At 69.0% G+C, this 22,492-nt stretch carries 17 protein-coding genes; 10 read left to right on the top strand and 7 right to left on the bottom strand.

Annotation, left to right across the window (positions count from 1 at the left end; all coding sequences use genetic code 11):
- Nucleotides 1-14: 14 nt before the first annotated feature.
- From rplI to rpsF, 4 genes are all read right to left on the bottom strand, one after another.
- Nucleotides 15-461, bottom strand: a complete 447-nt coding sequence (gene rplI, locus ACZ6BG_RS28815) for a 50S ribosomal protein L9 (protein WP_189731142.1) — start codon at nt 459-461, stop codon at nt 15-17.
- Nucleotides 462-479: 18 nt separating this feature from the next.
- The gene (rpsR, locus tag ACZ6BG_RS28810) at nt 480-716 is read right to left on the bottom strand and encodes a 30S ribosomal protein S18 (protein WP_006381652.1); all 237 of its coding nucleotides are present in this window, start codon (nt 714-716) and stop codon (nt 480-482) included.
- A 72-nt stretch (nt 717-788) separates the two neighbouring features.
- A complete protein-coding gene (locus ACZ6BG_RS28805; protein ID WP_469006762.1) occupies nt 789-1,388 on the bottom strand; it encodes a single-stranded DNA-binding protein in 600 nt (199 codons plus the stop codon).
- 104 nt (nt 1,389-1,492) lie between these two features.
- Nucleotides 1,493-1,783, bottom strand: coding sequence for a 30S ribosomal protein S6 (gene rpsF, locus ACZ6BG_RS28800; RefSeq protein ID WP_016644628.1), 291 nt, complete (start codon nt 1,781-1,783; stop codon nt 1,493-1,495).
- Nucleotides 1,784-2,048: 265 nt separating this feature from the next.
- Here rpsF and ACZ6BG_RS28795 point away from each other — a divergent pair, with 265 nt between their 5' ends.
- The 3 genes from ACZ6BG_RS28795 to ACZ6BG_RS28785 all read left to right on the top strand — a co-directional run bounded on the left by ACZ6BG_RS28795 (nt 2,049) and on the right by ACZ6BG_RS28785 (nt 4,778).
- The gene (locus ACZ6BG_RS28795; protein WP_030357785.1) at nt 2,049-2,360 is read left to right on the top strand and encodes a hypothetical protein; all 312 of its coding nucleotides are present in this window, start codon (nt 2,049-2,051) and stop codon (nt 2,358-2,360) included.
- A 187-nt stretch (nt 2,361-2,547) separates the two neighbouring features.
- Nucleotides 2,548-3,669 (top strand): lipid II:glycine glycyltransferase FemX, encoded by a 1,122-nt coding sequence (locus tag ACZ6BG_RS28790; protein ID WP_030357784.1) that lies wholly within the window; start codon nt 2,548-2,550, stop codon nt 3,667-3,669.
- A 77-nt stretch (nt 3,670-3,746) separates the two neighbouring features.
- Nucleotides 3,747-4,778, top strand: a complete 1,032-nt coding sequence (locus ACZ6BG_RS28785; RefSeq protein ID WP_030357783.1) for an alanine racemase — start codon at nt 3,747-3,749, stop codon at nt 4,776-4,778.
- A gap of 159 nt (nt 4,779-4,937) precedes the next feature.
- Here ACZ6BG_RS28785 and ACZ6BG_RS28780 read toward each other — a convergent pair whose 3' ends face one another.
- Nucleotides 4,938-6,491, bottom strand: a complete 1,554-nt coding sequence (locus tag ACZ6BG_RS28780) for a glycosyltransferase family 87 protein (RefSeq protein ID WP_469007201.1) — start codon at nt 6,489-6,491, stop codon at nt 4,938-4,940.
- A gap of 167 nt (nt 6,492-6,658) precedes the next feature.
- A complete protein-coding gene (locus ACZ6BG_RS28775; RefSeq protein WP_469006755.1) occupies nt 6,659-9,388 on the bottom strand; it encodes a transglycosylase domain-containing protein in 2,730 nt (909 codons plus the stop codon).
- 375 nt (nt 9,389-9,763) lie between these two features.
- Between ACZ6BG_RS28775 and ACZ6BG_RS28770 the strand changes: the two genes are divergently transcribed.
- The 4 genes from ACZ6BG_RS28770 (at nt 9,764) to ACZ6BG_RS28755 (ending at nt 13,613) form a co-directional block, all read left to right on the top strand.
- The gene (locus ACZ6BG_RS28770; RefSeq protein ID WP_469006752.1) at nt 9,764-10,444 is read left to right on the top strand and encodes a PadR family transcriptional regulator; all 681 of its coding nucleotides are present in this window, start codon (nt 9,764-9,766) and stop codon (nt 10,442-10,444) included.
- Nucleotides 10,445-10,503: 59 nt separating this feature from the next.
- On the top strand, nt 10,504-11,586 hold the full coding sequence (locus tag ACZ6BG_RS28765; RefSeq protein WP_469006749.1) for an inositol-3-phosphate synthase: 1,083 nt from the start codon (nt 10,504-10,506) through the stop codon (nt 11,584-11,586).
- Between the two features lie 115 nt (nt 11,587-11,701).
- Nucleotides 11,702-12,958: an MFS transporter gene (locus ACZ6BG_RS28760; RefSeq protein WP_469006745.1), complete on the top strand. Its 1,257-nt coding sequence runs from the start codon at nt 11,702-11,704 to the stop codon at nt 12,956-12,958.
- Between the two features lie 130 nt (nt 12,959-13,088).
- Nucleotides 13,089-13,613, top strand: coding sequence for an LppU/SCO3897 family protein (locus ACZ6BG_RS28755; RefSeq protein WP_469006742.1), 525 nt, complete (start codon nt 13,089-13,091; stop codon nt 13,611-13,613).
- Nucleotides 13,614-13,722: 109 nt separating this feature from the next.
- Here the strand turns inward: ACZ6BG_RS28755 and ACZ6BG_RS28750 are convergent, their stop codons facing one another.
- Nucleotides 13,723-15,192, bottom strand: a complete 1,470-nt coding sequence (locus tag ACZ6BG_RS28750; protein WP_469006739.1) for a CCA tRNA nucleotidyltransferase — start codon at nt 15,190-15,192, stop codon at nt 13,723-13,725.
- A gap of 227 nt (nt 15,193-15,419) precedes the next feature.
- On the opposite strand from ACZ6BG_RS28750, the gene ACZ6BG_RS28745 reads away from it, so the two are divergent.
- From ACZ6BG_RS28745 to ACZ6BG_RS28735, 3 genes are all read left to right on the top strand, one after another.
- Nucleotides 15,420-17,882, top strand: coding sequence for a DUF6049 family protein (locus ACZ6BG_RS28745; protein WP_469006735.1), 2,463 nt, complete (start codon nt 15,420-15,422; stop codon nt 17,880-17,882).
- Nucleotides 17,883-17,929: 47 nt separating this feature from the next.
- The gene (gene murJ, locus ACZ6BG_RS28740; protein WP_469006732.1) at nt 17,930-20,656 is read left to right on the top strand and encodes a murein biosynthesis integral membrane protein MurJ; all 2,727 of its coding nucleotides are present in this window, start codon (nt 17,930-17,932) and stop codon (nt 20,654-20,656) included.
- Between the two features lie 118 nt (nt 20,657-20,774).
- The gene (locus ACZ6BG_RS28735) at nt 20,775-22,487 is read left to right on the top strand and encodes a protein kinase family protein (protein ID WP_469006730.1); all 1,713 of its coding nucleotides are present in this window, start codon (nt 20,775-20,777) and stop codon (nt 22,485-22,487) included.
- Nucleotides 22,488-22,492 lie beyond the last annotated feature (5 nt).

Here is a 22,492-nt window from a genome sequence, read left to right as displayed (position 1 = left end):
CGCATTGCTGCGACTCAGGCAGAGACGACCTCGACGTTGACCTTCGCGGCCACCTCGGGGTGCAGACGCACGGACGTCGCGTGGGCGCCCAGGGTCTTGATCGGCGCGCCAAGCTCGACACGACGCTTGTCGATCTTCGGGCCACCGGCAGCCTCGATCGCCGAAGCGACGTCGGCCGGGGTGACAGAGCCGAAGAGACGACCGGCGTCGCCGGAGCGGACGGCCAGGCGGACCTTGACGGCCTCGAGCTGGGCCTTGATCTCGTTGGCCTGCTCGATGGTCGCGATCTCGTGGATCTTGCGAGCACGACGGATCTGCTCGACGTCCTTCTCGCCACCCTTGGTCCAGCGGATAGCGAACTTCCGCGGGATCAGGTAGTTGCGGGCGTAGCCGTCCTTGACGTCTACGACCTCGCCGGCGGCGCCGAGGCCGGAGACCTCGTGGGTGAGGATGATCTTCATGTTTCGGTCACCCTTCCCTTATCGCGCGGTGGACGTGTAGGGCAGCAGCGCCATCTCACGGCTGTTCTTCACGGCCGTGGCGACGTCACGCTGGTGCTGCGTGCAGTTGCCGGTCACGCGGCGGGCACGGATCTTGCCGCGGTCGGAAATGAACTTCCGCAGCATGTTCGTGTCCTTGTAGTCCACGTACTGGACCTTGTCCTTGCAGAAAGCGCAGACCTTCTTCTTAGGCTTGCGCACAGGCGGCTTCGCCATGGTGTTTCTCCTGTGTGATCAAGAAGTGTGGGTACGACCCGCCTTCTCGCCCTGAGGCCTACGGCCCGAGGCTTAGAAGGGGGGCTCGTCCGAGTAGCCGCCACCGGAGCCGCCGGAGCTTCCGCCCCAGCCGCCACCGCCGCCGCCCTGCTGCTGGCCGCCACCGGCCGGCGCACCGGTCGCCCAGGGGTCGTCGGCGGGAGCACCGCCGCCACCCTGCTGCTGACCGCCGCCGGAGCCACCGCCCCAGCCGCCGCCCTGCTGGCCGCCGCCGCCACCGCCGCCGTATCCACCCTGGCCGCCGCGACCGGTGGTCTTGGTGACCTTGGCCGTGGCGTTCTTCAGGCTGGCGCCGACTTCCTCGACGTCCAGCTCGTAGACCGTGCGCTTGATGCCCTCACGGTCCTCGTAGGACCGCTGCTTCAGCCGGCCCTGCACGATGACGCGCATGCCTCGCTGGAGCGACTCGGCGACGTTCTCCGCCGCCTGACGCCAGACCGAGCAGGTCAGGAACAGGCTCTCGCCGTCCTTCCACTCATTGGTCTGCCGGTCGAAGGTGCGGGGGGTGGACGCGACACGGAACTTCGCGACCGCCGCACCGGACGGGGTGAAGCGCAGCTCGGGGTCGTCGACAAGATTGCCGACAACCGTGATGACGGTCTCGCCTGCCATTGGGGGAACCTCTCGGCGGGTTTGCTGCTGGCTGCTTTTACTGCTGCTACTCGGATCCCGAGTGCCGTCGAGCCCAGGGGCTCAACGGGCCTGAGCCAGAGGGCTCAGTGCATCTCGGGGCGGAGGACCTTGGTCCGGAGGACCGACTCGTTCAGGTTCATCTGGCGGTCGAGCTCCTTGACGACCGCAGGCTCGGCCTGCAGGTCGATGACCGAGTAGATGCCCTCGGGCTTCTTCTTGATCTCGTACGAGAGACGACGACGGCCCCAGGTGTCGACCTTCTCGACCTTTCCGTTGCCCTCACGGACGACGGAGAGGAAGTTCTCGATCAGCGGGGAGACAGCGCGCTCCTCGAGATCGGGGTCGAGGATGACCATCACCTCGTAGTGACGCATGTGGAACCCACCTCCTTTGGACTCAGCGGCCACGGTCGTTCCGTGGCAGGAGGGTCGTGATGCGTACGCAACGGTATCGGCCGCCACTGACAATCGACCCCCGCGGACGGGGGCTCGTGCTGTGGCCTGGGCAGACACCGGTGCAGACGGTACAGACTACCTGCACCTTGCCTTCCGGTTGAAATCCGACGGTGGGCGGGCAGAATCTGTACACATCGGGTGTGTATGGCGCTACGATGCGCCGCCTTCCGCAGGAGGTGCCTCCATGGCACAGGCAATGCGACGTGACACCGCAGGCTCTCTCTTCGCCACCGACGGCAAGCCCCATCCGCTCCAGGACACGCTGCTCGGCGTGACGCTGGTGCTCGGGGCCATCGCCTTCGTGACCGCGATGTTCCACAACCTGCACCTGCTCAGCTCCTGGACCGGTCTGGTCGGGATCTTCACGGGGGCCTACGGGCAGTTCATCTCGGTGACGACCCGCGAGCGGTTCTTCCTGATCGTCGGGCTCGGCGCCTCGGCGGTCGGCTTCTTCCTGGGCATGGCGCACGGCGGACTCTTCGGCGGACTCTGGTAGCCGGCGAACTCCGTTGAACGGACAGCGGACCCGCCGCTGAGGGACCCGCACCGCCCCTGGTCGGAGCACGACCGGGGACGAAGGTTCCATACGCCCAGACGGGGCGCTCGCAGGGCGCAGTAGGCTTCGGCGCGAGAGCCGGAGCCCCTGTACCCATGGGGACACACCAGCCCGAGGAGCGCCGCGAATGAGCCTGACCCTGAGGACCATCAGCCGAGAGCAGCATCTGGCGTACATCCAGAGCCTGCCGTCGGCAAGTCATTGCCAGGTCCCCGCATGGGCAGACGTGAAGAGCGAATGGCGCTCGGAGAACCTGGGCTGGTTCGACGACAGGACCGGCCAGCTGGTCGGCGTGGGTCTTGTCCTCTACCGCCAGTTGCCCAAGGTCAAGCGCTATCTCGCGTATCTGCCCGAGGGTCCAGTCATCAACTGGTACGCCCCGAACCTGGACGAGTGGCTCCAGCCGATGCTGGCGCACCTGAAGAAGCAGGGCGCCTTCTCCGTGAAGATGGGCCCGCCGGTCGTCATCCGCCGCTGGGACGCCCCCGCCATCAAGTCCGGCATCCAGAACCCGGACGTGAAGCGGCTGCGCGACGTCGAGCCGACGACCATCGAGCCGCGCGCCTTCGAGGTCTCGGACAAGCTCCGCCGCATGGGCTGGCAGCAGGGCGAGGACGGTGGCGCCGGCTTCGGTGACGTGCAGCCCCGCTATGTGTTCCAGGTGCCGCTGGCCAACCGCGCCCTCGAGGACGTCCTCAAGAACTTCAACCAGCTGTGGCGTCGCAACATCAAGAAGGCCGAGAAGGCCGGCGTCGAGGTCGTCCAAGGCGGCTATCAGGACCTCGCCGAATGGCAGCGCCTCTACGAGATCACCGCGATCCGCGACAAGTTCCGCCCGCGGCCGCTGGGTTACTTCCAGCAGATGTGGCAGACCCTCAACACCGAGGATCCCAACCGCATGCGGCTGTACTTCGCGCGGCACAACGGCGTGAACCTGTCGGCCGCGACGATGCTCGTCGTGGGCGGTCACGTCTGGTACTCCTACGGCGCGTCCGACAACATCGGGCGTGAGGTCAGGCCCTCGAACGCGATGCAGTGGCGGATGCTGCGCGATGCCTACGCGCTCGGCGCCTCCGTCTACGACCTGCGGGGCATCTCCGACTCCCTCGACGAGACGGACCACCTCTTCGGCCTGATCCAGTTCAAGGTCGGCACCGGCGGCGAGGCCGTGGAGTACGTCGGTGAGTGGGACTTCCCGCTGAACAAGCTGCTGCACAAGGCTCTCGACATCTACATGTCGCGTCGCTGATCCCGCACCGCTTCCTTCCGCATTTCCTTCCATACCTCTGTTACACCGCAGACACCAGAAAGGTTCCGGGACCAGCCATGGCGCTCACGCTCTATGTCGACACCGCGCGCTGGCGGGCACACCAGAAGCACATGCTGGAGCAGTTCCCGGGCATCGTCCCGGTCTGCAAGGGCAACGGCTACGGCTTCGGTCACGAGCGGCTCGCGGAGGAGGCCACGCGATTCGGCTCGGACGTGCTCGCCGTCGGCACGACCTACGAGGCCGCCCGGATCAAGGACTGGTTCGGCGGCGACCTGCTGGTCCTGACGCCGTTCCGCCGGGGCGAAGAGCCTGTGCCGCTGCCCGACCGCGTCATCCGCTCCGTGTCGTCGATCGACGGCGTGCACGGCCTCGTGGGCGCCCGTGTCGTCATCGAGGTCATGTCCTCGATGAAGCGGCACGGCGTCAGCGAGCAGGACCTGCCGCTGCTGCACGCGGCCATCGAGGACGTGCGCCTCGAGGGCTTCGCGATCCATCTGCCGCTCGACCGCACCGACGGCTCGGACGCCGTCGAGGAGGTCATCGCCTGGATGGACCGGCTGCGCGCCGCCCGCCTGCCGCTGCACACGATGTTCGTCAGCCACCTGAAGGCCGGTGAACTGGCTCGCCTCCAGCAGCAGTTCCCGCAGACCCGCTTCCGCGCGCGCATCGGTACGCAGTTGTGGCTGGGCGACCATCACGCGACCGAGTACCGGGGCGCCATCCTGGACGTCACGCGCGTCATGAAGGGTGACCGTTTCGGCTACCGCCAGCAGAAGGTCGCCTCCGACGGCTGGCTGGTCGTCGTCGCGGGCGGTACGTCGCACGGCGTCGGCCTGGAGGCCCCCAAGGCACTGCACGGCATGATGCCGCGGGCGAAGGGCGTGGCCCGCGCGGGCCTCGCGACCGTCAACCGCAACCTGTCGCCGTTCGTCTGGGGCGACAAGCAGCGCTGGTTCGCCGAGCCGCCGCACATGCAGGTGTCGCTGCTCTTCGTGCCGTCGGACGCGCCGGAGCCGAAGGTGGGCGAGGAACTGGTGGCCCATCTGCGGCACACGACCACGCAGTTCGACCGGATCGTCGACCGCTGAGCCGTCGCTCCACAGAGATGCCGAAGGGCCGGTACGCATCCCGCGTACCGGCCCTTCGGCTTGCTCAGCAGGGTGGGCCCGGTGCTCAGCAGAGGGGGCCCGGTGCTCGGCAAGGCGGGCCCACGCCCTCCCCGCACCCGCTCTCCTCACCCTGTTCGCTCAAGGCGAACGATCGCCCCTGGTCCCCCACTGCACGCACGAGCCCGCTCCGTCCGGCGCGGCCTGCCGCGGCGAACGCGCAGCCGGACCGAGCACGAAGACATCGGGAGCGCCGTCGAGGACCCCTCCTGAGGGGTCGTCCTCCCCGGTCCGCCGCACCACGTCCCGCTCCGGCAGGAGGATGTCGCGCACGACCACGGCGCACAGGTACAGCGTCCCCAACAGGTGGACCGCGATGGCCAGTTGGTAGCCCTCGGTGGGGAGTCCCTTGCGGGCGTCCCCGCTCGTCGTGAACGCGAGGTATCCCCAGATCCCCAGGAAGTACGCGACCTCGCACGCCTGCCAGATGAGGAAGTCACGCCAGCGGGGGCGGGCCAGCGCGGCGAGCGGAATCAGCCACAGGACGTACTGCGGTGAGTAGACCTTGTTGGTGAGGATGAAGGCGGCGACCACCAGGAAGACCAGCTGTGCCAGCCGTGGGCGGCGCGGCGCGGTCAGGGCGAGGGCGGCCACTCCCAGGCAGCAGAGGATCATCAGGGCGGCCGCGAGCTTGTTCACCGTGTCCGTGGTCAGCGGGTCGTCCATGCGCTGGGAGAGGATCAGCCAGAACGATCCGAAGTCGACCCCGCGCTCCTGGCTGAAGGTGTAGAACTTCGCCCAGCCCTCGCGGATGTGGAAGCCCGCCGAGTCGTGGCTGATCATCACCGGCAGGTTCACCGCGAGCCAGGCTCCCACCGCGCTCCCTGCGGTGAGCCAGAAGGCCCGCCAGCGCCCTGCCCGCCAGCACAGCACGAGCAGCGGCCCGAGGAGCAGCGCCGGATAGAGCTTGGCGGCCGCCGCGAGGCCGATGAGGATGCCCGCGGGCACGGCCCTCCCACGCGACCACATCAGCATCGCCAGGGCCGTCAGAGCGACCGCGAACAGATCCCAGTTGATGGTGGCCGTCAGGGCGAAGGCAGGGGCCAGGGCGACGAGCAGGGCGTCCCAGGGGCGGCGCCGGTGGATGCGGGTCACGCAGACGGCGATGATGACGGTGCAGACCATCAGCATCCCGGCATTGACCATCCAGTAGACCTTCTCCTGGTGCTGGATGGACCCGCTGCCCGGTGTCAGCCAGGCGGCCACCTGCATGAACAGACCGGTCAGCACCGGGTACTCGAGGTACTCCATGCCGACGTCGGCAGGCAGCTTGTCGAAGTACGGCACCAGCCCGTCGGCGAAGCCGCGCCCCTGGTAGAGGTGGGGGATGTCGGAGTAGCAGGCATGCGTGTACTGCGAGCTCGCGCCGACGAACCAGGCGCCGTTGTAGCAGGGCATCTTCTGCACCATGCCGAGTGCGAACATGCCGATCGCGACCAGCGCGATGACGCGTACGGGGGTCAGCCAGGCCACCGCCAGGACGGCTCTGCGGCCGATCGGTCCGCCGATCAGCTCGCTGCCGGCGGTGGCGACCTCATCCTGTTTCGTGGGGAGCACAGGCTGCGGCGCCTGCTCTGGTACGGACTGATGCGCGCGTGTGGGGGGCGTCTTCTCTGCGCTGGGCATGGCGCACATCCTGCCGTACAGCTCTGAGAACTCCGGCTGTACGTGCCCGAGAACCGTCCGCACGGCCGCACGACAAGGCCGCCGCACCCTTGTCGGATGCGGCGGCCTTGTTTCACGTGAAACATGCCGTTTCCGTGGATCACGCCGTTTCACGTGAAACGTACGCGGGGCTCGGCTCAGCCGGTCGGGCCGGCGAAGAGCCCTCCTTCGTTGTCGTTGCCGTTGGGGCCGTTGCTGCCACCATTGCCGTTCCCGCCATTCGGCTGGCCGGTCGGCGGCGGTGACTCACCGCCGGGACCGCCATTGACACCGCCGTCCTCAGCACCGCCGTCCGCCGCACCACCGTCGTCCTCGCACCTGGGGTCCCAGGGCTTGCACGACTCGGACGGGTCGGAGGTCTCCGACGGCGTGGGATCGGGCGACTCGGTCTCGGACTTGGTCGGCGACGGGGAGTCGCTCGGCTCCGGCTCCTCGGTCGGCGTCGGGGAGGGCGGCGGGATGTCTCCGACGATCTCACCGATCGGGCCCGGTGCCGGGAACGGGATGGCGCGCTTCCCCCTGAGCGCCTCCTCCATGTAGTCCTTCCAGATCTGCGCGGGGAAGGAGGCGCCGTGGATCTTCTTCTCGCCGCCCGTGCCGAACATCTCCAGGAACTCGCGCTTGCTGTTGTTCTCGTCGTCGTCGAGCCGGTACATGCTGATCGCCGTCGACAGCTGCGGGGTGTAGCCGACGAACCAGGCGGACTTGTTGCCGTCGGTCGTACCGGTCTTGCCCGCCACCTGGCGGCCGGGCAGCCGGGCCGAGGTTCCGGTGCCCTTCTCGACGACGGTCCTCAGCACGTCGGTGACGTTGTTCGCGACCTCAGGACTGAAGGGGCTCTTGGTCTGGGACTTGTGCTGGTAGACCGTCTCGCCCTCCTTCTTGACCTCCTTCACCGAGAACGGATCCCGCTGCTTGCCCTCGTCGGCGAACGTGGCGTACGCCCCGGCCATGCGGATCGCGCTCGGTGAGGAGGTACCGAGGGAGAAGGACGGGTAGGTGGCGCCCGCCATGGACTTGTCGTCCTTGAGGCCGGCGTCCATGGCCGCAGCCTTCACCTTGTCGAGCCCGACGTCCATGCCGAGCTGGACATAGGCGGAGTTGACCGACTCCCGCATGGCTTCACGAAGGTCGATCCTGTAGCTCGGTGGGTTGTACGACTGCTGACCGTCGTTGGTCTGCAGCCACTCCTTGCCGTCCTTGTCCTGCCAGACCGTGCCGTCGTAGTTCTTGATCTTGAGCTTGTTCTTGCCGCTGTACTTGCTCTTCGGGTTGACGATGGTGCGCGTGCCATCGCCCTGGACCTCTCCACCGGTCTTGGAGCGGACGCCGTTCTTGAAGGCCGCCGCCAGCACGAAGGGCTTGTACGTCGAGCCGACCTGAGCACCGGTCGTATCCGCGTTGTTGGTGAAGTGCTTCGTCGCGTCCTCACCGCCGTAGATGGCCTCGATCGCCCCGGACTTGGGGTTGACCGACGCGCCACCGAACTGGACGTGCGTGTCCTTGTCCGGGCGCAGCTTCGGCTTGATCTTGGCCTTGCGGACCTTCTCCACCGCGTCCTCGAGCTGGTTGACCTTCTCCTTGTCGAAGGTCGTGTGGATCTCGTAGCCGCCCTGCTCGAGCTGACCGGCGGTGACATCGCTGTTGTTGATGACGTACGCCTTGGCGAGTGAGACCAGGTAGCCGATCTGGCCGCTCAGCTTGACGTTCGAGCGCGGGCTCTCCAGCTTCGGGAACTTCGTGTACTTGTTGCGGACCTCGGCGCTGAGGCGGCCGTCCTTGACCTCCTCGTCGAGGATCCACTTCCAGCGCTTCTTGGCACGCTCCGTGTTCGCGTCACGGCTGGCCGCGGGGTCGATCTCGGGGTAACCGGCCGGGTCGTAGTACGTGGCGCCCTTGAGCACGGTCGCGAGGAGGGCGCACTGGCTCGGGTTCAGGTCCTCCGCGTCCTCGCCGAAGTAGGCGCGGGCGGCGGCCTGGATGCCGTAGGCGTTGCGGCCGTAGTAGGCGGTGTTCAGATAGCCCGCCATGATGTCTTCCTTGCTCACCTCCCGGCCGACCTTTATGGAGATGAACAGTTCCTTGAACTTACGCGTGAACGTCTGCGACTGGTCGTCGAGGCGGGCGTTCTTCACGTACTGCTGCGTGATGGTCGAGCCGCCCTGGGTCTGACCGCCCTTGGCCATGTTGACGACGGCCCGGGCGATGCCCATGGGGTCGACGCCCTTGTCCTTGTTGAAGGTCTTGTTCTCCGCCGAGATCACGGCGTTGCGCATGGCCCTCGGGATGTCCGCGTACTTGATGATCTGCCGGTTGGTCTCACCGCCGGTCGCGACCATCTGCGAGCCGTCGGCCCAGTAGTAGACGTTGTTCTGGGCCTTGGCCGCCTTGGCGACCTCCGGGACCTCGACGAGGGCGTACGCGATGCCGACGACCGCGAGCATGCTGCCGAGGAACCCGATGAACAGGCCGGTGACGAGCCGCCACGACGGCACCCAGCGCCGCGCCCCGGACTTACCCGCGCGCGGGTAGTCGATGAAGCGCTTCTTGGCGGGCTCCTGACCACGCCCTCTGCCCCGCCCCCGACCGACGTTCTCAGCGGCCCTGCGGCGGCCGCCACCACCCCCGACGGAACCGTTGCGGGCCGCGCGCCGGGCCTCGGCGCGACCGCCGTAGGGTCGCTCCTCGCCCGCCGGGGCCCCCGGCTCGTACGACGGCGGGGCTGACGGCGATGACGGCGATCCAGTGGCGCCACGCGGTGCTGCACGACGGCCCGACGGCGCTCCGGACGCGCCGGATGCGCCACGCCTGGCCGCGGCGCGTCCGCCGCCCTGCGGCTGCGGCGGTTTGCGACGGTGCTCGCTCATCGAACGACTACTCCTCGGGCAGGCGCGGGTCTCCGCGCCTGGAAACGGCGGCTGGTTTCCGGTCCCCCCGATGTACGGATGCGTCCGTTCCGGCACTCATCCGCACTGCACCGGGGACAGCGACGCCACCTCGCGTCACTTGGTTCCCGGCGGTATGCATGGCGCACAGACTACGCACCGTCAAAACCCTCTTAGGACCGAAGTTCACCCCAAAACAGGCAAGTTACTTCCTACGAATCGGTGATGTGATGCCGTTCACCGTGCCCCCTCTTGTCGCAGGCGGCACGTCGTTCTATCGTCGTGATGTATCGAGCCGATACATCAGGTCGGCATAAAGGGCCGCGCATGGCGGACCGGGACAGACGGGAGGCGACGATGAGCAGACGCTCCGGCATCCTCGAGTTCGCCGTCCTCGGCCTGCTCCGCGAGTCCCCGATGCACGGCTACGAGCTGCGCAAGCGGCTCAACACCTCACTGGGTGTGTTCCGCGCCTTCAGCTACGGGTCGCTCTACCCATGCCTCAAGACTCTGGTCACGAACGGCTGGTTGATCGAGGAATCGGGTGCTGCCGGAGAGGCCCTGGCTCCCCTCGCGGGGCGCCGCGCCAAGATCGTCTATCGGTTGACGGCTGAAGGTAAGGAACACTTCGAGGAACTGCTCTCGCAGACCGGCCCCGATGCGTACGAGGACGAGCACTTCGCTGCCCGCTTCGCCTTCTTCGGCCAGACCTCGCGGGACGTGCGGATGCGGGTGCTCGAGGGCCGCCGCAGCCGCCTGGAGGAGCGCCTGGAGAAGATGCGCGCCTCCTTGGCCCGCACCCGGGAGCGCCTCGACGACTACACGCTTGAGCTGCAGCGGCACGGGATGGAGTCCGTGGAGCGCGAAGTGCGCTGGCTGAACGAGCTCATCGAGAGCGAGCGCGCGGGACGCGACCAGCAACGGTCCGCACCCGACGGCTCCGCTCAGCAGAACAGCACATCTGGGGAGTCGGGCGTCCTGCCCCGGCGGCGGGGCAGCACCCCGCCGCCGGATGCGTCCGACGACACCACCAAGTGAGCCTCCGCATTCGGCAGAGGCTCATCCGGAATACCGAGATCACACAGGGAGCAACCGGAATGGGTTCGGTTCGCGTAGCCATCGTCGGCGTGGGCAACTGCGCCGCCTCGCTGGTCCAGGGCGTCGAGTACTACAAGGACGCAGACCCGGACGCCAAGGTCCCGGGCCTGATGCACGTCCAGTTCGGCGACTACCACGTGGGTGACGTCGAGTTCGTCGCCGCCTTCGACGTCGACGCGAAGAAGGTCGGCCTCGACCTCGCGGACGCGATCGGTGCCAGCGAGAACAACACCATCAAGATCTGCGACGTGCCGAACTCCGGCGTGCAGGTCCAGCGCGGCCACACCTACGACGGCCTGGGCAAGTACTACCGCCAGACCATCGAGGAGTCCGCCGAGGCCCCGGTCGACATCGTCCAGATCCTCAAGGACCGCAAGGTCGACGTTCTGGTCTGCTACCTGCCGGTCGGCTCCGAGGACGCGGCGAAGTTCTACGCCCAGTGCGCCATCGACGCCAAGGTCGCCTTCGTCAACGCCCTCCCGGTCTTCATCGCCGGCACCAAGGAGTGGGCGGACAAGTTCACCGAGGCGGGCGTCCCGATCGTCGGCGACGACATCAAGTCGCAGGTCGGCGCCACCATCACGCACCGCGTGATGGCGAAGCTGTTCGAGGACCGCGGTGTCCGTCTTGAGCGCACCATGCAGCTCAACGTCGGCGGCAACATGGACTTCAAGAACATGCTGGAGCGCGACCGCCTCGAGTCCAAGAAGATCTCGAAGACGCAGGCCGTCACCTCGCAGATCCCGGACCGCGAGCTGGGCGAGAAGAACGTCCACATCGGCCCGTCGGACTACGTCGCGTGGCTCGACGACCGCAAGTGGGCGTACGTCCGCCTCGAGGGCCGCGCCTTCGGCGACGTCCCGCTGAACCTGGAGTACAAGCTCGAGGTCTGGGACTCCCCGAACTCCGCGGGTGTCATCATCGACGCCCTGCGCGCCGCGAAGATCGCCAAGGACCGCGGCATCGGCGGCCCGATCCTGTCGGCGTCCTCGTACTTCATGAAGTCCCCGCCGGTGCAGTACTTCGACGACGAGGCCTTCGAGAACGTCGAGAAGTTCATCAAGGGCGAGGTCGAGCGCTGAGTCGAGCGCCAGGTCAACCGCTGGGCCGACCGCTGAGTCGGCTGCTTCGGTAGCCAGTTGGGGTCCCCGGGTCGTATGTGCCCGGGGACCCCGCTCGTATGTGAGGCTGTGCCCCATGGCTGTCGTCGGTGACCTGCGCGTTCTTCTGCGGCTGCGGGATTTCCGGCGGCTGCTGACCGTGCGGCTCGTCTCCCAGGGCGCGGACGGCGTCTTCCAGGTCGCGCTCGCCGCGTACGTGGTCTTCTCGCCGGAGAAGGAGACGTCCGCCGCGGCGATCGCCTCCGCGATGGCGGTGCTCCTCCTTCCGTACTCCCTCGTCGGCCCGTTCGCGGGCGTCCTGCTCGACCGTTGGCGGCGCCGCCAGGTACTGCTGTACGGCAACCTGCTGCGGGCCGTCCTCGCCTGCGTGACCGCCGTGCTGATCCTCAGCGGCACACCGGACTGGCTCTTCTACGCCTCCGCGCTGTGCGTCACGGCCGTCAACCGATTCGTCCTGGCCGGACTCTCGGCGGCGCTGCCGCGCGTCGTCGACGCCGACCGCCTGGTCCTGGCCAACTCGCTCTCCCCGACCGCCGGCACGCTCGCCGCCACCGCGGGCGGCGGTCTCGCCTTCGCGGTACGCATCGTGGCCTCGGACTCGGACGCGGCCGTGGTCCTCCTGGGTGCCGCGCTCTATCTGTGCGCCGCGCTCGCCTCTCTGCGCATCTCCCGCGAACTCCTCGGCCCCGATCCTGAGTTGGTGCAGCCACACCTGCGCACGGCGCTCGCCGGGACCGCACGCGGCCTCCTTGCGGGCGTACGCCATCTCGCCGAGCGCCGCCCGGCCGCGCACGCTCTGGTGTCGATGACGCTGATGCGGTTCTGCTTCGGCGCGCTGACGGTCATGGTGCTGATGCTGTGCCGGTACGCGTGGGGGTCGGCGGAGGACGATGGCCTCGCGCTGCTCGGGGTCGCCGTGGGGGTCTCCGGTGCCGGGTTCTTCGCGGCGGCCGTGGTGACGCCGTGGGCCGCGGTGAGGTTCGGGCCGCGCGGCTGGCTCGTGCTCTGCGCGGCCGCGGCGGCCGTCCTGGAGCCCGCACTCGGTCTGGCCTTCGCCCCGGTGCCGATGTTCATCGCCGCCTTCGTCCTGGGGCTGACCACGCAGGGCGCGAAGATCGCCACGGACACGGTCGTCCAGGCCGCCGTGGACGACGGCTTCCGAGGCCGGGTCTTCTCCCTCTACGACGTCCTCTTCAACATCTCTTTCGTCGGCGCGGCGGGCGTGGCCGCCCTGATGCTGCCCCCGGACGGAAAATCGGCCGCATTGGTTGTCACGGTGGCCGTGATTTACGCGGCGATTGCTGTAGCTATGGCCAGGTTTGACGACCAGTAAGTGTCACATCAATGCCACAGAGGTCCGCTGAGCTTCAATCCGCGCTCGGGATCTCGGTAACTTACGAGGGTCGTTTCGCGCCATCGCGCATCCAGCCACACGCCTTGTGTTCTCTTCTAGGGGGATCCCCGTGTCCACTCCGCCGCCCCAGGGCCAGAATCCGTTCGCCCAGGGCCAGCAGCCCTACGGCCAGCAGTCTCAGGATGGTGCGCCGTACGGCCAGCCCCAGGGCGGGGGCGCCCCTTACGGCCAGGCCCCCGGCCAGCCATACCCGCCGCAGCCGGGCGCTCCACAGCAGCCGGGCGTGCCGTTCTACCAGGGCGGCCCGGACCCGCAGGCGCCGCGCAAGAGCAAGAAGAAGCTCATATTCACCATCGTGGGTGTCGCCGTCGTCGCCCTGGTCGCCGGTGGCGCGTACCTGGCGGGACAGGACGAGGCAGCGGCCGCCGAGGTCGGTGACTGCATGAGCGTCGGCAACCCGACGAGCTCCACCGACCCGGACCTGAAGATCGTGGACTGCGGCGACTCAAAGGCGGCGTACAAGGTCGCCGAGAAGAAGGAAAGCGGAACCTGCGACATCAGGAAGTACGCCCAGTACCGCGAGACGGGGCGGGGAGACGACTTCACGCTCTGCCTGGAGAAGCTCAAGAAGTAGGCAGCTTGTCACCAGTGCGGGGCGATGTTTCACGTGAAACATCGCCCCGCTTCGTGCGCGTGGGGCGATGTGTTTCACGTGAAACACATCGCCCCACGCATGCCCAGCCCTACTGCTCCTGCGCAGCCCACCACTCCTTGAGCGCCGCCACCGCAGCGTCCCGCTCCATCGGCCCGTTCTCCAGGCGCAGCTCAAGGAGGAACTTGTAGGCCTGACCGACGGCCGGGCCGGGGCGGACGGCCAGGATCTCCATGATCTCGTTGCCGTCGAGGTCGGGGCGGATGGAGTCCAGCTCCTCCTGCTCCTGGAGGCGGGCGATGCGCTCCTCCAGGCCGTCGTACGCGCGGGACAGGTTGTTGGCCTTGCGCTTGTTGCGGGTGGTGCAGTCGGATCGGGTCAGCTTGTGCAGGCGGGTGAGGAGCGGGCCCGCGTCGCGGACGTACCGACGGACCGCGGAGTCCGTCCACTCGCCCTCGCCATAGCCGTGGAAGCGCAGGTGCAGCTCCACGAGCCGCGAGACGTCCTTGATGAGCTCATTCGAGTACTTCAGGGCCGTCATGCGCTTCTTGGTCATCTTTGCGCCGACCACCTCGTGGTGGTGGAAAGAGACCCGCCCGTCCGACTCGAAGCGGCGCGTCCTCGGCTTGCCGATGTCGTGCAGCAGCGCGGCGAGCCGCAGCGTCAGGTCCGGGCCTTCGGTCTCCAGCGCCATCGCCTGCTCAAGGACGATCAGCGTGTGGTCGTAGACGTCCTTGTGCCGGTGGTGCTCGTCGCGCTCGAGGCGCAGGGCGGGCAACTCCGGCAGGACGTGGTCGGCGAGGCCGGTGTCCACAAGGAGTGCGAGGCCCTTGGCCGGGTGCGCGGACAGGATGAGCTTGTTCAGCTCGTCCCGGACGCGCTCGGCGGAGACGATCTCAATGCGCCCGGCCATCGCCTTCATCGCGGCGACGACCTCGGGGGCCACCTCGAAGTCCAGCTGCGCGGCGAAGCGCGCGGCCCGCATCATCCGCAGCGGATCGTCCGAAAAGGACTCCTCGGGAGTGCCGGGGGTCCGCAGGACGCGCTCGGCCAGGTCGCCGAGGCCACCGTGCGGGTCGACGAACGTCTTCTCCGGGAGCGCCACGGCCATCGCGTTCACGGTGAAGTCACGGCGGACGAGGTCCTCCTCGATGGAGTCGCCGTACGACACCTCGGGCTTGCGCGAGGTCCGGTCGTACGCCTCCGATCGATATGTCGTCACTTCGACCTGGAAGCGCTGCTCGGCGCCGTCCACGCGGGCGTCCTTCTGACAGCCCACCGTCCCGAAGGCGATCCCGACCTCCCAGACCGCGTCGGCCCACGGACGGACGATCTTCAGCACGTCCTCGGGGCGGGCGTCCGTCGTGAAGTCCAGGTCGTTGCCGAGCCGGCCCAGGAGCGCGTCCCGGACCGAGCCGCCCACCAGGGCGAGCGAGAACCCGGCCTCCTGGAAACGGCTGGCGAGGTCGTCCGCGACGGGGGAGACGCGCAGCAGCTCGCTCACGGCGCGGTCCTGCGCCTGGCTCAGGGCACGGGGATTGTCTTCGTTGGCGTTCGGCACAACAGAAAAGGGTACGTGCCCCGAGCGCTGGGGACCGCCCGGATTTCCATAGGCCTCGTCAGGGCCGCGCACGGCGCTCACCACCGGCCTTGTGGACATCGCCGCCAGGTCTTCCGATCTTGTGGAGCAGTCCGCGGCACTTAGCCCCGGCGCACCTCGTTACCATGCGTGGACGCAGCGAACGACTAGCACCGACACAGCTGACGACGACGAGGGACGGGCAACGCGTGGCCGAGGCGGCAGATTTCCCGGGGACCAGCCCCTCACCTGCCCGCCGGTGGTTCCGGCGGACAGCGACACTGCTGGCCGGGGCACCACTGCTGGCCGGGCTGCTCCAGGTGTCCGTGAGCCCCTCCGCGCACGCCGCCGGTGCCGGAGCGACGACGGGCGCGGCGAAGGCGACCGGGTCGGCGAGCACGTCGAGCGCGCACAGCGGCACTGCCGCGAACGCCCACAAGGCCTCCATGGGCGCGAAGGCCGCCCCCACCGGATCCCGCACCGTCGACGTCTCCCTGGACTCGCTCACGCCCAGCGCGCCGCGCGACGGCGACACCGTCGTCGTCTCGGGCAAGATCACCAACGAGGGCCGGCAGGCGATCACCGACGCCCATGTGGGCCTCCGTGTGGGCAGCGCCTTGGGCGGCCGCACGGACATCGACAGCGCCGCGAGGCGGACCGCATACCAGCCGGGGCTCGACGGCTCCGAGGTCGGCGGGAAGTACGTGGAGAAGTTCTCCCGGCTCGCCCCGGGCGTCCCGTACGACTTCAGCATCTCCGTGCCCGTGAGCGCCCTGCGCCTCGGCATGGACGGCGTCTATCAGCTCGGCGTCACACTGACCGGCCAGACCGCCGCACAGCCCTACCCCCAGGTGCTCGGCATCGAGCGGACCTTCCTGCCGTGGCAGGACGGGGCGGCCGACACGAAGACCAAGACGACGTACCTGTGGCCGCTCATCTCCACCACGCACCTCACGTCGAGGACGCGCTCCGACGAGGAGCAGACGCCGCTCTTCAAGGACGAGAGCCTGGCCAAGGAGCTCCAGACGGGCGGGCGGCTGCAGCAGCTCCTGACGCTCGGCAGTCAGCTCGACGTCGCCTGGGTGATCGACCCGGACCTGCTGGTCTCCGTCGACGCGATGACGACGAGCTACGACGTCGAGGGACCGGACGGCACGACCGTCGCGGGCAAGAACCAGGCCGTCGCGAAGCAGTGGCTCAACCAGCTCCACAAGGCCGTGAAGGGCAAGAAGGTCGTCGCGCTGCCCTTCGCCGACCCCGACCTCGCCTCGCTCGCCCACAACGGCAGGGCCGTCAAGGGCTCGCTCGGCCACCTCAAGGAAGCCACCGAGGTCGGCGCCCAGGCCGTGGAGGACATCCTCAACGTCAAGCCCAGCTCGGACTTCGCCTGGCCCGCCGAGGGAGCGATCGACCCGTCGGTCGTGGACGTCGCCACGTCGGCGGGCGCCCACTCGGTGATCGCCCGCAGCGACAGCCTGCGCGAGACGAACGGGCTGCCGTACACGCCCAGCGCCGCGCGGCCCATCGGCGGCGGGACGACCGCCGTGGTCGCCGACGCGCGCCTCTCGACCGCTTTCCGCGGCGATATGACGGGGGCCGAGGACTCCACCCTGGCCACCCAGGAGTTCTTGGCCCAAAGTCTCATGATCACGCTGCAGGATCCGGACAAGCAGCGCAGCGTCGTGGTCGCCCCCCAGCGCATGCCCTCGGCCAGCCAGGCCCAGACCATGGCGCGGGCGCTGGCCGCTCTCGACGACAAGCGCTGGTCGCAGCCGCAGTCCCTGACGGCGGCGGCGAAGGCCGAGCCGGACCCGGACGCCACCACTCAGGTCCCCCCGGCGGGGTCCTACCCGTCGTCGCTGCGCAAGCAGGAGCTGCCCCGCTCGGCGTTCGAGGAGGTCCAGAACGCTCAGGGCAAGCTCGACCGCTTCAAGCAGATCCTCTCCGAGCCGGACCGCGTCATCACGCCCTTCGGCCGGGCGATGGACCGTGAGATGTCCACGTCGTGGCGCGGCCGTCCGACCGACGCCCAGAACTTCCGCAAAGGCGTGCAGGGGTATCTGACGAGCCTCATCCAACAGGTGAAGCTGATCAACAAGTCCGACGTGAAGCTGTCGGGCCGCAGCGCGACCATCCCGGTCACGGTGCAGAACAACCTGGTGCAGGGCGTCGACCACCTCGTCCTGCGCCTGACGTCGACCAACCCCACCCGTCTGAAGGTCGGCGACGGACTCTACGAGGAGCAGCCCGTCAGGATCACGGGCGGCGGCCACACCCAGTCCGTGAAGTTCACCACCACCGCCAACGCCAACGGCCCGGTCACGGTCTACGCCCAGCTCTACACCGAGGACGGCGAGCCGTACGGCAACGAGGTCCGCTTCGACGTCAACGTCACCGAGTTCACCGCGACGGTGATGCTGGTCATCGGCGGCGGCGTCCTGCTCCTCGTCCTCGCCGGATTCCGCATGTACACCCAGCGCAAGCGCGCGGCGCTGCGGCAGGCGGAGGCAGGCCCGGACGGCGGCCCCGACGGTGATTCCGACGCCACCCCCGACACCTCTCCCGGCACCGACCCCGGTTCGGCCGATCCCGAGCAGCCGAGTGACCCGACACCGGACACCGCTGTGGAAAGCACCGAGCCGTCGCACACGGGTGAGAGAGTGGACCGTTGAGCGATGTCGTGGCCGGTGGGCCCGCGGACCATGAGGTGGGGTAAACCATGAACGCGCCGTACGACGGTGAGCGCGGCCAGGGCGCGGGCAGCTCCGGTGCGGCCGGGAACCCGCCTCCCGGCCCTCACGAGGACGGTCAGGTGCCGCCGCAGCACGCGCCGGACGCCTACCTCCAGGACGCGTACGCCCAGGACCCCTACCGGGCCCAGGACCTCTCGGCCCAGGATCCGGTGGCCGAGGCGCTCTACGACCGCGCGGCCCACCCCCCGCCGCCGCCCGGCAGCTACCCCGACCCGCAGCAGCTCTACGCCCAGCCGCCGTCGGCGCAGTACCAGCCAGACCCTCGCGTCTGGGCCCAGACCCCGCCGCCGGAGCCGGACGGCACCACCCGTCACCTCCCCTACGGCGACGACCCGCGCACCACGCAGTACGTGGGCGTGGACGACCTCGTCACCCAGGCGGGCGAGGAGCGGCACCAGCCGGACGCCTTCGCTCACCTCTTCCGGGACCAGCAGGGCAGCGGCCACCGCGACCCGCGGGCGGGCTACGGCGACCCCCAGGCCGCCGACCCGCGCGCCCAGCAGGGCTACGAGGGCCAGCAGAACGCCCCGTACCAGGGACAGCAGGGCGGGGGATACCAGGGCCACCCCGCCCAGGGCGCCGGGTACCAGGACCAGCAGGCGGGCGGTTACCAGGGACAGCCCGGATACCAAGGGCAGCCCGCCGGATACCAGGACCAGCAGGGCACCGCCTACCCCTACCAGCAGCAGCCCGGCCAGGCCGGCTACCCGGACCAGCAGCAGCCCGGTGCCGGGTACGCCCACCAGCAGGGCGCCGCCTACGCGGACCAGCAGCACGGCACGCCGTACGCGTACCCGCAGAGCGACCCCGCGTACGGCGAGCAGCAGCAGGGTGCCCAGTACGCGCAGCAGGGCGCTCCGTACGCCAACCAGCAGGCCGGTGGCTACTACCAGGACCCGAACCAGAACCAGTACCCGGACCAGAACCAGGGCGGCTACTACCAGGAGCCGCAGCACGGCGGCACGCGCCCGGCCCCGGGACAGGAGGCACCGGCGTCCCCGGCCGTCCCGGCGCCCACCAAGGCCCCCTCGTCGGCCCCCTCTGCGCCCGCGGGGAAGTCCGGTGGCCGCGCGTCCAGCCTGCTGAAGTCCAGCGCCGTGATGGCCGCGGGCACGATGGTGTCCCGCCTCACCGGCTTCGTCCGCTCGGCGATGATCGTCTCGGCGCTCGGCATCGGCCTGCTCGGCGACACCTTCCAGGTCGCCTACCAGCTGCCGACGATGATCTACATCCTCACCGTCGGCGGCGGCCTCAACTCGGTCTTCGTACCGCAGCTCGTGCGCGCCCAGAAGAACGACGCGGACGGCGGCCAGGCGTACGCCAACCGGCTCCTGACGCTCGTCATGGTGGCGCTCGGCATCCTCACGGTGCTCGGCTGGATCGCCGCACCGCTGCTGGTCCACCTGCTCTCCACACCGGTGGCCAGCGACCCGGCGGCCAACGAGGTCGCCATCACCTTCGTCCGCTACTTCCTGCCGTCGATCTTCTTCATGGGCATCCACGTCGTGATGGGGCAGATCCTCAACGCCCGCGGGAAGTTCGGCGCGATGATGTGGACCCCGGTCCTCAACAACATCGTCATCATCGCGACGCTCGGCATGTTCCTCTGGGTGTACGGCACGTCCGAGAAGTCGGGCATGCGCGTCACATCGATCCCCGACGACGGCGTGCAACTGCTCGGGGTCGGCGTCCTGCTCGGGCTCGTCGTGCAGTCGCTCGCGATGTTCCCCTACCTGCGCGAGACCGGCTTCAAGCTGCGGCTGCGCTTCGACTGGAAGGGCCAGGGGCTCGGCAAGGCCGCCATGCTCGCCAAGTGGACGATGCTCTTCGTCCTCGCCAACCAGGCGGGCGCGATCGTCGTCACCCAGCTGGGCACCGCGGCGGTCAAGCACTCCGGCATGGACGGCACCGGCTTCTCCGCCTACGCCAACGCCCAGCTCATCTGGGGACTCCCGCAGGCCATCATCACGGTCTCCCTGATGGCCGCCCTGCTGCCGAGGCTGTCGCGCTCGGCGCACGAGGGCGACACCGGGGCCGTGCGCGACGACATCTCACAGGGCCTTCGCACCTCGGCCGTCGCGATCGTGCCGATCGCCTTCAGCTTCCTCGCACTCGGCATCCCGATGTGCACGCTCATCTTCGGCTCGTCCGGCGTCAACGGCGCCACTCGCATGGGCTACATGCTCATGGCCTTCGGCCTCGGCCTGATCCCGTACTCCGTGCAGTACGTCGTCCTGCGCGCCTTCTACGCGTACGAGGACACCCGCACCCCCTTCTACAACACGGTCATCGTGGCCGCCTTCAACGCCGCCGCCTCCGGGATCTGCTACCTGGTGCTGCCCGCCCGCTGGGCCGTGGCGGGCATGGCGCTCTCCTACGGCGCCGCGTACGCGATCGGTGTGGGCGTCGCCTGGCAGCGGCTGCGCAAGCGCCTGGGCGGCGATCTGGACGGGGCGAACGTGATCCGTACGTACGCCCGGCTCGCGCTGGCCTCCGTGCCGGGGGCGATTCTCGGCGCCGGGGCCGGGTACGTGATCACCAAGGCGCTCGGACAGGGGATCATCGGCTCGCTGGCCGCGCTGATCGTCGGTCTGACGGTGCTCTTCGGGGTCTTCTTCCTGGCCGCGCGGCGCATGCGGATCCAGGAGCTGAACTCGCTGGTCGGTACGGTGCGCGGGCGACTGGGACGCTGATGTGAAGGAGTCCGCACAACCATCGTCGGCCACCGCGTGTCGTGCATAGCGCCGGACTGTGGGCACAATTGGCTTTGGCGTCTGACGAAGCGCAACGGATGGGGAGGCAGGAGCGACGGTGGCGGAACGGAGCACGGCTGCCGTCGACGTGGCAGACACCAGCGGCGACAAGCCGCTGACCGCGCAGGCGGAGCAGTCCACGGCCGACGGGGTGGCCCAGACCCGGGAGCGGGACACGGCGGACGACGGAACAGCCAACAAGAACGAGCCCACCAGCCCGCCCGGGGTGACGACTCCCCCGGAACTGCACAGCGGTCACAAACTCGCCAGACGCTATCGCCTCGAAGAGTGCGTCACCCGTCTGGACGGTTTCAGCAGTTGGCGTGCGGTCGACGAGAAATTGCGCCGCGCCGTGGGTGTGCACCTGCTGCCCGCCGACCACCCCCGGGCCCGCTCGGTGCTCGCCGCGGCCCGTTCCGCGGCGCTGCTCGGTGACCCCCGCTTCGTGCAGGTCCTGGACGCGGTCGAGGAGAACGACCTCGTCTACGTCGTGCACGAGTGGCTGCCCGACGCCACGGAACTCACCGCGCTGCTCGCGGCAGGCCCCCTCGAGGCCCACGACGCCTACCAACTCGTCAGCCAGGTCACCCAGGCGATGGCCGCCGCCCACCGCGAGGGCCTCGCGCATCTGCGGCTGACCCCGAGCGCCGTGCTGCGCACCTCCTCGGGCCAGTACCGCATCCGTGGCCTCGCCGTGAACGCCGTGCTGCGCGGCATCAGCTCCGAGACCCCGCAGCGCGCGGACACCGAGGCGATCGGCGCCCTGCTGTACGCCGCGCTGACGCAGCGCTGGCCCTACGACAGCGACGCCTACGGCCTGTCCGGCCTGCCCAAGGGCGTCGGCCTGCTCCCGCCGGACCAGGTCCGTGCCGGGGTGCACCGCGGCTTGTCGGAGCTCGCCATGCGCGCGCTCGCCAACGACGGCGCGACCGCCTCCCGCCAGGAGCCCGCGTGCCCCACGCCGGACGACCTGGTGAAGGCCATCGCCGAGCTGCCCCGCATCCGGCCCCCGGAGCCCGTCTTCGCGGCTCCTCCGGAGTACCAGCGCACGACGTACCAGCAGGGCAACTACGGCCGCGGCGCCCAGCCACCCGGCACCACCCAGCCCGTCCCCGCCCCGCCGCCCCCGCTGCAGAGCCGCACCGGCAAGGCCCTCAAGTGGGCCGTCTCCGCGCTGCTCATCGCCGCCCTTGGCCTGGGCAGTTGGCAGCTCGCGGACGCGCTGATGGACCAGAACAAGAACGGCGACTCCAGTACGACGAAGACGACGGACGGCGACGACAAGAAGCAGCCGAAGCCGCCCAAGCCGATCGCGATCCAGAACGCACAGGAGTCACCGCTCGGCGGCAAGCTGCAGGACCCCGAGAACGTCTCGAAGACGCACGACGGCGACACGTCCACGCTCTGGCGCACCAAGTCGTACGTCGACGGTCCTCGGCTGGCCCCGTACCGCCCGGGCGTCGGCATCGTCTACGACCTCGGCTCCGCCAAGAACGTCACGGCTGCGTCGCTCGGCCTCAAGTACCCGGGCTTCCAAACGAAAGCGACGCTGTACGCGGCCGACTCCATGTCGCCGTCCGGTCCTGTCGACTCGATGAAGAAGATCGGTGACGGCACGACCACGAGCACGAGCCTCAAGATCAAGGCCGACAAGCCGGTCAAGACGCAGTACGTGCTGCTCTGGATGACGCATGTGCCGGAGTCCGGCGCGGACGGCTACTACAGCGCGGGCCACAAGCAGGGCATCACGGAAGTGAAGTTCAAGGGCTGACCGGT

The sequence above is a fragment of the Streptomyces sp. NPDC041205 genome (assembly GCF_055591765.1).
The sequence above is the reverse complement of the archived record's forward strand: the minus strand, read 5'-3'. Positions and strand labels throughout refer to the sequence as shown.

Excerpts from the sequence above, each read along its gene's own strand:
- rplI (WP_189731142.1), bottom strand. The coding sequence starts at position 461 with ATGAAGATCATCCTCACCCACGAGGTCTCCGGCCTCGGCGCCGCCGGC.
- rpsR (WP_006381652.1), bottom strand. The coding sequence starts at position 716 with ATGGCGAAGCCGCCTGTGCGCAAGCCTAAGAAGAAGGTCTGCGCTTTC.
- ACZ6BG_RS28805 (WP_469006762.1), bottom strand. The coding sequence starts at position 1,388 with ATGGCAGGCGAGACCGTCATCACGGTTGTCGGCAATCTTGTCGACGAC.
- rpsF (WP_016644628.1), bottom strand. The coding sequence starts at position 1,783 with ATGCGTCACTACGAGGTGATGGTCATCCTCGACCCCGATCTCGAGGAG.
- ACZ6BG_RS28795 (WP_030357785.1), top strand. The coding sequence starts at position 2,049 with ATGGCACAGGCAATGCGACGTGACACCGCAGGCTCTCTCTTCGCCACC.
- ACZ6BG_RS28790 (WP_030357784.1), top strand. The coding sequence starts at position 2,548 with ATGAGCCTGACCCTGAGGACCATCAGCCGAGAGCAGCATCTGGCGTAC.
- ACZ6BG_RS28785 (WP_030357783.1), top strand. The coding sequence starts at position 3,747 with ATGGCGCTCACGCTCTATGTCGACACCGCGCGCTGGCGGGCACACCAG.
- ACZ6BG_RS28780 (WP_469007201.1), bottom strand. The coding sequence starts at position 6,491 with ATGTGCGCCATGCCCAGCGCAGAGAAGACGCCCCCCACACGCGCGCAT.
- ACZ6BG_RS28775 (WP_469006755.1), bottom strand. The coding sequence starts at position 9,388 with ATGAGCGAGCACCGTCGCAAACCGCCGCAGCCGCAGGGCGGCGGACGC.
- ACZ6BG_RS28770 (WP_469006752.1), top strand. The coding sequence starts at position 9,764 with ATGAGCAGACGCTCCGGCATCCTCGAGTTCGCCGTCCTCGGCCTGCTC.
- ACZ6BG_RS28765 (WP_469006749.1), top strand. The coding sequence starts at position 10,504 with ATGGGTTCGGTTCGCGTAGCCATCGTCGGCGTGGGCAACTGCGCCGCC.
- ACZ6BG_RS28760 (WP_469006745.1), top strand. The coding sequence starts at position 11,702 with ATGGCTGTCGTCGGTGACCTGCGCGTTCTTCTGCGGCTGCGGGATTTC.
- murJ (WP_469006732.1), top strand. The coding sequence starts at position 17,930 with ATGAACGCGCCGTACGACGGTGAGCGCGGCCAGGGCGCGGGCAGCTCC.